We start from the raw sequence: 12,034 nt of genomic DNA, 5'->3' as shown, positions 1-12,034 counted from the left end.
GGTTTTTTGCTATTTAAAGTTTATCAATCAACACTCTGCTTCTAATGCTTCGCCATCATCTCTAAATTGTGGCTTCTTTCTAACATATAGAGTTCGCTGAATTTCTGAGACTACATTCCCCTGCTTATCTTTAACGTGGATAATAAATTCGGGGAGACACTTCTCACCAAGCTGTGTCTGACGATAGATATCGTCCAGTTGCCCTTGGCTTATCTCAAAATCTGCATACAAGTCAGATTGCCCTGGCTTGATAAAGTTGATGCTTGCTTCTTTATCCCAAACATAATATCTCTCTCCTAAAATACCCATTAACATCAAAGAGTAAACAGGATCGGTTAGGGAAAATATACTGCCGCCATATTGAGTACGATTGGCATTTTTATTCCACCAACGTAGCTTAAGCACTGTCTTTACTACCCTAAAATCAGCACTGATATGGGCTATCTTAATACCAGCACCCCAGAAAGGAGGCCAAATGTTGAGAGCGAATTTTACGATGTTTGGTTTATATATTCTTGCAAGTTGCTTATTCATAACAACATTCCGTGTTCATATTAGAATTACCGTCACCTTGACTGGTCGTACCTCCACTATAAGTGAGATACTTCCAATTTACAAAACAGATTGTGATGTCAGTGAGTAACCCTTTGAAGTTCGTGGTTTATTGTTATGCCTGACTAAACTATAATGGTATTAATATTGAATTCTGTTAATTGCTGCAGATCATCAACAGGAAAGTATATGTCAGACAATAATCAAGCGCTAAAAGATGCTGGTCTTAAAGTGACCCTCCCACGGCTCAAAATTTTAGAAGTATTACAACAACCAGACTGCCAACATATTAGTGCTGAAGATTTATATAAAAAGCTGATCGACTTAGGTGAAGAGATCGGTCTTGCGACCGTTTATCGCGTACTGAACCAATTCGATGATGCTGGCATTGTAACTCGCCACCACTTTGAAGGTGGTAAGTCTGTATTTGAACTTTCAACACAGCATCACCACGATCACCTAGTATGTTTAGACTGCGGTGAAGTTATCGAATTCTCTGATGATCTTATCGAAGAAAGACAAAAAGAAATCGCTCAACGCTACAACGTACAGTTAACTAACCACAGTTTATACCTGTATGGTAAAAGCATCACTGGGGATTGCAAAGGCAACCCAGACGCACACAAAGCGAAGAAATAACTCAGAACGCTGGCTTAGGCCGGCGTTTTTTATTTGGGCTGATACCGTATTAAGAATCACAGTATTTCCCAGACACAAAAAAACCGGCTCTAAGCCGGTTTTTTATTAATCGTATCTTGAGAAACTAAGCTTTAAGACACTAAGCTTGGAAAAACAGAGCTGAGAAAAACAAAGCCATTAAGCCTCAGTTTTACCCCAAGTATCACGTAGACCAACCGTGCGGTTGAATACTAGTGCGTCTGCTTTAGAGTCTTTCGAATCCACACAGAAGTAGCCTGTACGTTCAAACTGATACGCTTGCTCTGCCACACCTTCGGCTAGGCTAAGTTCAACAAAACCGTTTAGCGTAACAAGTGACTCAGAGTTAAGCGTTGCAGCGAAATCATCAGCAGCGGCTGGGTTTGCCACAGTGAATAGACGATCGTACAAACGAATCTCAGCAGGCAATGCTTTATCAGCTGATACCCAGTGGATAACGCCTTTCACTTTACGGCCATCTGCAGGGTTCTTACCGAGTGTTTCATTGTCGTAAGAACAGAAGATAGTCGTAATGTTGCCTTCTGCATCTTTTTCGATACGCTCAGCTTTGATCACGTAAGCACCACGTAGGCGAACTTCTTTACCTAGAACCAAACGCTTGTACTTCTTATTTGCTTCTTCACGGAAGTCGTCACGTTCAATCCAAACTTCGCGTGTAAATGGAACTTCACGAGTACCCATTTCAGGCTTGTTCGGGTGGTTTGCCACTGTCAGTGTTTCTACTGTATCAGCGTCGTAGTTTTCAATCACGACTTTGATCGGATCAAGAACAGCCATTGCACGAGGTGCATTTTCGTTGAGATCATCACGGATACAAGATTCAAGTGAACCAAACTCAATCATGTTCTCTTGCTTAGTCACACCAATACGCTTACAGAATTCACGGATAGAACTTGAAGTGAAACCGCGACGACGTAGACCAGAGATAGTTGGCATTCGTGGATCGTCCCAGCCTTCAACTAGGTTTTCAACCACAAGTTGGTTCAGCTTACGCTTCGACATTACCGTGTATTCAAGATTCAGACGGCTAAACTCGTATTGACGAGGTTGGCAATCAATCGTGATGTTATCTAGAACCCAGTCATACAAACGACGGTTGTCTTGGAACTCAAGCGTACAGATAGAGTGCGTAATACCTTCTAGCGCATCAGAGATACAGTGAGTGAAGTCGTACATTGGGTAAATGCACCACTTGTCAGCAGTCTGATGGTGGTGAGCAAAACGAACACGGTAAATAACTGGATCGCGCATAACCATGAATGAAGAGCTCATGTCGATCTTAGCACGTAGACATGCTTTGCCTTCTTCGAAGCCACCGTCACGCATTTTCTCAAATAACGCTAGGTTTTCTTCAGGGCTGCGATCACGATATGGGCTCGCTTTACCAGGCTCTTTCAATGTGCCTCGGTACTCACGGATTTGATCAGGACTTAGCTCGTCAACATACGCTAAGCCTTTATTAATTAATTCCACAGCATAAGCGTAAAGCGTATCGAAGTAGTTTGATGAGTAACAAATATCACCAGACCATTCGAAGCCTAACCAGCTTACATCATTCTTAATTGACTCAACGTATTCAACGTCTTCTTTTTCAGGGTTTGTATCATCGAAACGAAGATTACACTGTCCCTGGTAGTCCTGAGCAATACCAAAGTTCAAGCAAATAGATTTAGCGTGACCAATGTGCAGGTAGCCATTTGGTTCCGGCGGGAAACGAGTATGCACGCTACTGTGTGTACCATCCGCTAAATCTTTATCGATAATTTGGCGAATGAAATTCGATGGACGAGCCTCAGCTTCACTCATCTATAGCACCTCTATGTATTTAGTATTGTCAGAGAAAGTTATCTTCCATCCCCAAGAAAAAGGCGGCTTTTGCTACCTATCAAAGATAGAAAGATCATTGTTGCTAATCATCCACAATTCTTCGCCTTTGCACAATAAGAACCATCAGTTAATTGTGATTATTTCGTCTATTCGCTGAAGAATAGAACGAACCTTGTTCACTGGCCTTAAATGGCAGGCACAAAAAAGCCTCCCGTTTGGGAGGCTTTCAATTTGAAACTTACTTAAGAGCAGTTGTTACGTCTTAATAAATACTTCCTTTACTATGGAAGTTTTACATCAGATAGGTCTTCACCAGCACCGATAGCTTTCATTTCGCCAGCTACGATTTCAGCTAGTGGGCCTAGGATAACCTGAAGGTTGTTCTCACCCAGTTTAACCACACCTTTAGCGCCAAGTTTCTTAAGAACAACTTCATCAGCGATAGAGCGGTCTTTTAGCGTTAGACGTAGACGAGTGATACAAGCATCGATTGAAGTCAGGTTTTCGTGACCACCTAGAGCTTTAAGGTATTGACGAGCAACTTCACCTTTTGGAGCGTCGCCAGCAGGAGCAGCTACAGCTTCGTCATCATCTTCACGACCTGGCGATTTCAAGTTGAAAGCGCGGATTGCGAAAGAGAAAGTGAAGAAGTATAGAGCACCGAATCCTAAGCCAATCAATAGTAGAGTAAATGGTTTAGTTGCTAGACCCCAGTTCAATACGAAGTCGATTAGACCAGCAGAGAAACCGAAACCGTGCAGAGTACCAAACATGTTAGCAACAACTAGAGACAGACCTGTAAATACAGCGTGCATTGCGTATAGAGCAGGAGCTAGGAATACGAACATGAATTCTAGCGGCTCTGTGATACCTGTTAGGAATGAACAGAATGCAACTGAGAACAGTGCGCCACCAACTTGGCTACGTTTTTCAGCAGGAGCAGCTAGGTACATTGCAAGAGCAGCACCTGGCAGACCGAACATCATTACTGGGAAGAAACCGTTCATGAATACGCCAGCGCCTTTATCGCCACCGAAGAAACGGTGTAGGTCGCCAGATTTAACAGTGTCAGTCACTTCTTTAACTACAGTAGTGATTTCTGGAGTTACAGAGTTAGCGAATGTGAATGTGTGCTCTTGGCCAACAACTAGAGTTTTAGCAAGTGCAGGGTCAACACAAAGTTGAGTGATGTTAGCGAATGCGCCTTGACCAGCAACAACGATTTCTTGACATGTACCCATACCGAACCAGAAGTATGAGTTCAATACGTGGTGTAGACCTACAGGGATAAGTGCACGGTTAAGAGTACCGTAAACGAATTGGCCAACAGCACCAGACGTTGATACCGCGTGAGCTAATGCATCTAGACCAGATTGAATACCAGGCCAAACCACACCAGACACAGCACCTGCAACAAGTGCAAATAGACCGGCCATGATAGGTACTAAACGTTTACCCGCAAAGAAAGCCAGCCACTCAGGAAGGCGTGTTGCATGGAAAGCGTTGTAAGAGTGACCTGCGATGATACCTGCGAAGATACCGCCGAAGAATGACATGTTAACGTCAGCGTTGATTGTCGTTGCTGTCGCTGTTAGTACGAAGTAAGCAACTGCACCAGCAAGACCCGCTGCGCCGTTACCATCTTTAGAAAGACCAATCGCGATACCTAGACCAAATAGCAGTGGTAGGTTACCGAAGATAGCACCACCAGCTTCTGCCATGAATGGAATATCAAGTAGATCGCCTTGACCTAAACGTAATAGAAGCGCCGCAATCGGAAGCGTTGCGATAGGTAGCATTAACGCCTTACCCAGCTTCTGTGCATATCCTAGAATATTCACCAGTTGTTTCCCCCTATAGGATTTTTTAGAATTCGTTTGAGAAACTTATTTTAGTCGCTCAATTTAGTCCTATTCAGTGTATTCAATTAATTTTGCTCCGCAAATTAAAACCTTACCATTTGTGATCCTAATCACCAGTTTTTACCAAATCCAGAGGTTTTTGCTAGCGAGATCATAAAACTTATTTTATCATTCAAAAAAATGAACATTTATAGATAAAATCTAAACCTAATCATTAGGTAAAAAGATGGTATATCTCGGCTTACATTGCCGTATGAATAATCATTAACAATAAACCTCAATGTATAACAACGAATAATTTTTCATATGTTTTTCAATAATTTAAATAACATCACATTTTGAAGCCGTTTGCCCATAAAAGATAAATCGTTACGTAAATGATGCTCGCAAACTAAGTCCACATTTAGGTAACGAACAAATTTAAAAGATCTCACGAAATAAGGATTAGCTGACTATGTACGCGCTAAGTAACTGTAAAATTTATACTGGTAGTGATGTTCTGACCGATCATGCTGTTGTAATCGAAAACGAACTGATCAAAAAAGTCTGTCCTATCTCTGAATTGCCAGAAGGAATCGAGGTTCGCGATCTAGACGGAGCAAACCTAAGCCCAGGTTTCATTGACCTACAACTGAATGGTTGTGGCGGTGTAATGCTTAACGATGAGATCACTGCAGACACCATGCAGATCATGCACAAAGCAAACCTTAAATCTGGCTGTACTAGCTTCTTACCAACGTTAATCACTTCATCAGATGAAGATATGCGTGCGGTTATCACTGCAGCTCGCGAGTACCACAATCAATACCAGAACCAATCTTTAGGCCTACACCTTGAAGGTCCATACCTAAACGTTGCGAAAAAAGGCATCCATAGCGTCGATCACATCCGCAAATCTGATAGCGAAATGATTGAGCTGATTTGTGAGAACAGTGACCTTGTTGCAAAAGTAACATTGGCTCCAGAACTCAACGACCCAGAGCATATTGAGCGTCTACGCAAAGCCGGTGTGGTTGTTTCGATTGGCCACACTAATGCGACGTACGCAGAAGCTCGTCAAGGTTTCGAATCAGGAATCACTTTCGCCACTCACCTGTTCAATGCAATGACTCCTATGGTTGGTCGTGAGCCTGGCGTTGTTGGTGCGATTTACGATACTCCTGAGGTTTATGCTGGCATTATTGCCGATGGCTTCCACGTTGATTACGCAAACATCAGAATTGCGCATAAAATCAAGGGAGAAAAGTTGGTATTAGTGACGGACGCCACAGCTCCTGCAGGTGCTGACATGGAATACTTTATTTTTGTCGGTAAGAAAGTATATTACCGTGATGGTAAGTGTGTTGATGAAAACGGCACACTGGGCGGCTCAGCTCTGACTATGATTGAAGCAGTTCAGAATACAGTTGAGCACGCTGGTATCGCTTTAGACGAAGCTCTCCGCATGGCTACGCTATACCCAGCTACGGCTATCGGTGTAGAAAGTAAGCTAGGTCGAATCAAAAAAGGCATGGTTGCAAACCTAGCTGTATTTGACCGAGACTTTAACGTTAAAGCGACTGTTGTTAACGGACAATACGAGCACAATTAAGTATGAATGGCGGACAAATAGGTAACGTAGACTTAGTTAAACAACTAAACAGTGCGGCAGTATACCGACTAATAGACCAACAAGGGCCTATCAGTCGTATACAAGTGGCTGATGTAAGCCAGCTCGCACCGGCAAGTGTTACAAAAATTACCCGCCAACTTTTAGAGCGCGGCCTAATTAAAGAGGTTGCGCAGCAAGCGTCTACTGGCGGTAGACGCGCTATCTCCCTAACCACAGAAGTAGAGCCCTTTCACTCTGTCGCTGTGCGCTTGGGCCGAGACTACATTCAAATAAGCCTGCATGACCTTGGCGGTCGTGAGTTGGCTTTCCAACAGCAAGACCTGAATTACTCAGACCAATCAGACCTCACCCAAGGCTTGGTCAATAACTTGAAGGCTTTCATTGCTGAACACCAATCAAAGATCGACCAGCTGATTGCCATTGGGGTCACCCTTCCAGGCTTAGTAAACCCAACAACCGGTGTTGTTGAGTACATGCCAAACACAGACATCGATAACCTTGCGTTAAGCGACATTATTCGCGACACATTCCATGTTGCTTGCTTTGTTGGTAATGACGTTCGAGGAATGGCACTTGCTGAGCACTACTTCGGGGCAAGTAAAGACAGTCAAGATTCTATTTTGGTTAGTGTTCACCGTGGTACTGGTGCTGGTATTATTGTGAATGGTCAGGTTTTCCTTGGTCACAACCGCAACGTAGGTGAAATTGGTCATATCCAAATCGATCCACTTGGTGAACAATGCCAATGCGGTAATTTCGGTTGTCTTGAAACCGTCGCTGCGAACCCTGCCATTGTTGATCGTGTCCAAAAATTAATTAAGCAAGGCTATGAGTCGTCTCTAACAGAGATTGAACACATTACCATTCAAGATGTATGTGACCATGCTATCAATGGCGACGAACTTGCTAAGCAGAGTTTAGTTCGAGTGGGCAATCAACTGGGTAAAGCTATCGCAATGACGATTAACTTGTTTAACCCTCAGAAAGTGATCATTGCTGGTGATATTACAAAGGCACAAGAGATTGTTTTCCCTGCAATTAAGCGCAATGTAGAGAATCAGTCGTTAACGGCTTTCCATAGCGGCCTGCCTATTGTAGCATCACAGATCGATAAACATCCTACGATGGGAGCTTTTGCCATGATTAAGCGTGCCATGCTCAACGGTGTGTTACTTCAAAAGCTTCTTGAAGACTAAAGAAAAACAACTCTGATTTTCCGCGGGCCGTGTTTGTATAAACACGGCCCGTTTTTTTAAGCTAGGGAACTACTACTACAAGTTATGGAACTTATATTAATATCCACTGCGTTTATCGCAGGATTTATTGCTTTAAAGTGTCACCTTCCCCCATTGGTTGGCTTCTTGGTCGCAGGCTTTGGGCTCTTTGCTCTGGGTTTTGAAACCAATGACACCATCATTACCTTGGCTGACCTTGGTGTTACCCTACTTCTATTTACGATTGGCTTAAAGCTCGATATCAAAACCCTACTCTCTAAAGAAATCTGGGCTGGCGCAACAATCCACAACCTTTTATCTACTCTGTTTTTTGCCGTCGCACTGTTTGGTTTTAAATTCCTAGGTATTTCATCGCTTGCAGCTATGTCGATCGAACAGATCGTCCTTCTCGGTTTTGCCCTCTCATTCTCTAGCACTGTATTCGCGGTCAAATCTCTGCAAGAAAAAGGGGAAATGAATGCAACCTATGGCACGCTAGCGATTGGCATTCTGGTCATGCAAGACATCTTTGCCGTGGTATTTTTAACCGCATCGACAGGCAAGATCCCAGAATGGTACGCCATCGCACTGTTCGCTTTGCCATTCTGTCGTCCGTTGTTCTACAAAGTCCTCGATTGGGTTGGTCACGGCGAGATGTTGGTGCTGTTCGGCATTTTCTTCGCATTGGTCGTCGGTGCAGGCTTGTTCCAATTTGTAGGGGTTAAACCCGACCTAGGTGCTCTGATCTTAGGTATGTTGCTAGCAGGTCACCCAAAAGCTTCAGAGCTGTCGAAATCGCTGTTTAACCTCAAAGAGCTTTTCCTTGTCTGCTTCTTTTTGAATATTGGATTATCCGAGCAACCGACTATTCAAGGCTTTATGCTCGCCATTTTATTCTTGTTGTTGCTGCCAGTGAAAGGCGTGCTTTACTTCTTGGTACTCAATCGCTTCAAATTCCGTGTTCGAACCTCTCTACTCGCCTCTCTATCATTGTTTAACTACAGTGAATTTGGCCTCATCGTTGGCGGCCTTGCCTTTAAGATGGGTTGGATGTCTGGTGACATCTTGGTTGCAGTAGCGATTGCAGTGTCACTCTCGTTCTTAATCGCAGCGCCTCTAAACAAAGCGGGCCACAAACTTTATCAACAATCGGGTAAGTGGCTAAAAGAGCACGCTGCTGAGAAGCTCCACCAACGCGACAAACGAATTGATCCAGGTCGTGCTCAAGTGCTTATTCTTGGTATGGGCCGTATTGGTACTGGTGCATACGACGAGCTACGTTCACGCTACGGTAAAGTGAGTTTAGGTGTCGAAGTTCGCGAAGACGCGGCACATAACCACAGAAGCCATGGAAGAAACGTTATTTCTGGCGATGCCACTGACCCAGATTTCTGGGAGCGTATCTTAGATACAGCAAACGTGAAGTTAGTGATCTTGGCTATGCCTCACCACCAAGGTAATCAAACCGCTTTAGAGCAATTAAAGTCGCGTAACTTTAAAGGCCAAATTGCCGCGATTGCTGAATACCCAGATCAACTAGAAACATTAAAAGAAAACGGTGTCGATGCTGCTTTTAACATTTATAGCGAAGCCGGTAGCGGTTTTGCTCGCCACGTTTGTGAGCAGCTAAACCCAAACATCAGTAAAACCTAGTCCTAAACATTTGCTGATTAACCTCTCAAAATTGCTGTTCTTTTGCTCTTTTGAGAGGTTTTTGTTTAAAAAACCAACCGCAATTAGACATCACTCACCAAAACAACCTTAAAATTAGATAATTTCTAACAGAAGTCCCTTTATATTATTTTTTTGCTCACATTCGGTTGCTTTTTTTAGCCAGAATGGCAAATTGAATACAGTTGATTTAGAAATTATTTAAAAGGAAGTTCTATGTGTTCAGTATTTGGCATTCTCGACATTAAAAGTGATGCCGCAGCACTTCGCCCTATTGCTTTAGAAATGTCTAAAAAGCTTCGTCACCGTGGCCCAGATTGGTCTGGTATCTATGCCGGTGAAAAAGCCATTCTTGCTCACGAGCGTTTGGCTATCGTTGGTCTTAACAGTGGTGCACAACCACTATACAGCCAAGATAAAAAGCACATTCTTGCGGTGAACGGCGAAATTTATAACCACAAAGAACTTCGTGCACGCTATGAAGATAAGTACCAGTTCCAGACTGATTCTGACTGTGAAGTTATCCTAGCTCTATACCAAGAAATGGGCGCGGACCTTTTAGAAGAACTTAACGGTATTTTCGCATTCGTTTTATACGACGAAGAGAAAGACGAGTACCTAGTCGGCCGCGACCATATTGGTATCATCCCGCTTTACCAAGGCTACGATGCTCACGGTAACTACTACGTTGCTTCAGAGATGAAAGCACTCGTTGAAGTATGTAAGACGATCAGTGAGTTCCCTCCTGGTAGCTTCTACTCTTCGAAAGATGCAGAACCTCAACGCTACTACATCCGCGATTGGAACGAATACGCAGCCGTTCAAGGTAACAGCACGAGCAAAGAAGAGCTGACTGAAGCACTAGAAGCTGCAGTTAAGCGTCAACTAATGACTGACGTGCCTTACGGTGTACTTCTATCGGGAGGTCTTGATTCATCAATCACATCTGCTGTCGCTAAACGTTTTGCGGCAATGCGTATTGAAGATGATGAGCAATCTGAAGCTTGGTGGCCTCAACTGCACTCATTTGCTGTTGGTCTAGAAAACGCGCCTGATCTGATCGCTGCTCGTGAAGTTGCAGATAAGATTGGTACCGTGCACCACGAGATGACTTACACCATTCAGGAAGGCTTAGATGCAATCCGTGATGTTATCTACCACATTGAAACTTATGATGTAACGACCATCCGTGCTTCAACGCCGATGTACCTGCTTGCTCGTAAGATCAAAGCAATGGGTATCAAGATGGTACTTTCTGGTGAGGGTGCTGATGAAATCTTTGGTGGTTACCTGTACTTCCACAAAGCACCAAACGCGAAAGAGTTCCACGAAGAAACGGTGCGTAAACTTCTTGCTTTAAGCATGTTTGATTGTGCTCGTGCGAACAAATCGTTGGCGGCATGGGGTGTAGAAGGCCGAGTACCATTCTTGGACAAAGAGTTTATCGACGTCGCTATGCGTCTGAACCCTGAAGACAAGATGTGTGGCAACGGTAAGATGGAGAAACACATCCTACGTGAGTGTTTTGAAGACTACCTACCAGATTCAATCGCATGGCGTCAAAAAGAGCAATTCTCTGACGGCGTAGGCTATGATTGGATTGATACGCTGAAAGCAACCGCTGAAGAAAAAGTAACGGATCAACAAATGGAAGCTGCTAAGTTCCGTTTCCCTTACAACACGCCAACAACCAAAGAAGGTTATGCTTACCGTGAAATCTTTGAGGAGCTATTCCCTCTAGAGTCAGCGGCAGAGTGTGTACCTGGTGGCCCTTCAGTTGCTTGTTCATCAGCGAAAGCGATTGAGTGGGATGAGTCATTCAAAAACTGTGTCGACCCATCAGGCCGTGCAGTACAAGCCGTTCACAACGATGCCTACAACGCTTAACGCGTTTTGAACAAACCTTAAAGACTAAAAAGGCGCATTATGCGCCTTTTTGTTTTAAGCCTGTTTTTTTGCTTTGTATTGCTGCATTTATGCGTGAGCTTGTAGTGCTTCATTCTCAATACTGATCGGAACCACTTGGCTGATCATTTTTACTAGCATAATAGATCGAGCTTCACCATCTTTCTGATGGAAAATAGCCTCAACCCCAGCAAACTGGCCACTTTGAATCTTAACCACCTGCCCAGATTCAAACTCAACACAACAATCTTCAACTTCGTTAGTGCAGTACTTCTCGAACTCTTTGAGTTCAAAAACCAAGTCTCCTTGAACCTCATGTGGTCTTGCACCGAACTTAATAAAATCCACAACGCCACGGGTCGAACGAACTGTCGTAAAGCTAGGGCCTTGCTCATAATCAAAGCGAACAAAAATGTAAGACGGGAACAGTGGTTCTTTGACCTGTTTCTCTTTCCCTCTCACTACCTTTTCGACTTCTATTTGAGGGTAAAAGCACTCTACCCCCTGATTTTCTAGGTGCTGTTGAGCGCGTTTTTGATCACCACGCTTACAGTAAAGTAAATACCAACGTTTCATTTAACTAGCCATTTTCTATTTTTAGATATTTTACCACATGCCTAAAACGGTTGAATCGCCATTAATAAAATGAATCGTTACGAGCAAGAAATATTGCGTAGCAGACCAATTTATCAACAAAAAGTTATAGGAGCTGA

9 protein-coding genes are annotated in these 12,034 nt (G+C 43.5%); 5 read left to right on the top strand and 4 right to left on the bottom strand.

The window, feature by feature from the left end; genetic code table 11:
- Positions 1 to 27: 27 nt before the first annotated feature.
- Positions 28 to 534 carry a DUF4442 domain-containing protein gene (locus ED652_RS09320; RefSeq protein ID WP_122054491.1) on the bottom strand — a complete coding sequence of 169 codons (507 nt, stop codon included), beginning with the start codon at positions 532 to 534 and terminating at the stop codon, positions 28 to 30.
- A 207-nt stretch (positions 535 to 741) separates the two neighbouring features.
- Between ED652_RS09320 and fcrX the strand changes: the two genes are divergently transcribed.
- A complete protein-coding gene (fcrX, locus tag ED652_RS09315) occupies positions 742 to 1,191 on the top strand; it encodes a ferric iron uptake transcriptional regulator FcrX (protein WP_004734226.1) in 450 nt (149 codons plus the stop codon).
- A gap of 177 nt (positions 1,192 to 1,368) precedes the next feature.
- Here the strand turns inward: fcrX and glnS are convergent, their stop codons facing one another.
- Positions 1,369 to 3,036: a glutamine--tRNA ligase gene (gene glnS, locus ED652_RS09310; RefSeq protein WP_122054489.1), complete on the bottom strand. Its 1,668-nt coding sequence runs from the start codon at positions 3,034 to 3,036 to the stop codon at positions 1,369 to 1,371.
- Positions 3,037 to 3,338: 302 nt separating this feature from the next.
- A complete protein-coding gene (gene nagE, locus ED652_RS09305; protein ID WP_017106119.1) occupies positions 3,339 to 4,898 on the bottom strand; it encodes an N-acetylglucosamine-specific PTS transporter subunit IIBC in 1,560 nt (519 codons plus the stop codon).
- A 475-nt stretch (positions 4,899 to 5,373) separates the two neighbouring features.
- Between nagE and nagA the strand changes: the two genes are divergently transcribed.
- From nagA to asnB, 4 genes are all read left to right on the top strand, one after another.
- A complete protein-coding gene (gene nagA / locus ED652_RS09300; RefSeq protein WP_017106118.1) occupies positions 5,374 to 6,510 on the top strand; it encodes an N-acetylglucosamine-6-phosphate deacetylase in 1,137 nt (378 codons plus the stop codon).
- 2 nt (positions 6,511 to 6,512) lie between these two features.
- A complete protein-coding gene (locus ED652_RS09295; RefSeq protein WP_102576820.1) occupies positions 6,513 to 7,727 on the top strand; it encodes an ROK family protein in 1,215 nt (404 codons plus the stop codon).
- An 84-nt stretch (positions 7,728 to 7,811) separates the two neighbouring features.
- Positions 7,812 to 9,398 (top strand): cation:proton antiporter family protein, encoded by a 1,587-nt coding sequence (locus ED652_RS09290; protein WP_122054487.1) that lies wholly within the window; start codon positions 7,812 to 7,814, stop codon positions 9,396 to 9,398.
- A 234-nt stretch (positions 9,399 to 9,632) separates the two neighbouring features.
- Positions 9,633 to 11,303, top strand: coding sequence for an asparagine synthase B (gene asnB, locus ED652_RS09285; protein WP_076674330.1), 1,671 nt, complete (start codon positions 9,633 to 9,635; stop codon positions 11,301 to 11,303).
- Between the two features lie 87 nt (positions 11,304 to 11,390).
- Here asnB and rfaH read toward each other — a convergent pair whose 3' ends face one another.
- Complete coding sequence (gene rfaH, locus ED652_RS09280; RefSeq protein ID WP_076674329.1) at positions 11,391 to 11,897, bottom strand: transcription/translation regulatory transformer protein RfaH; 507 nt, start codon at positions 11,895 to 11,897, stop codon at positions 11,391 to 11,393.
- Positions 11,898 to 12,034: the final 137 nt, after the last annotated feature.

Origin of the sequence: Vibrio sp. Evd11 (assembly GCF_900382755.1) — a bacterium.
In the GTDB taxonomy this organism is placed as follows: domain Bacteria; phylum Pseudomonadota; class Gammaproteobacteria; order Enterobacterales; family Vibrionaceae; genus Vibrio; species Vibrio lentus.
This window is presented reverse-complemented; position numbering and strand designations above follow the sequence as displayed.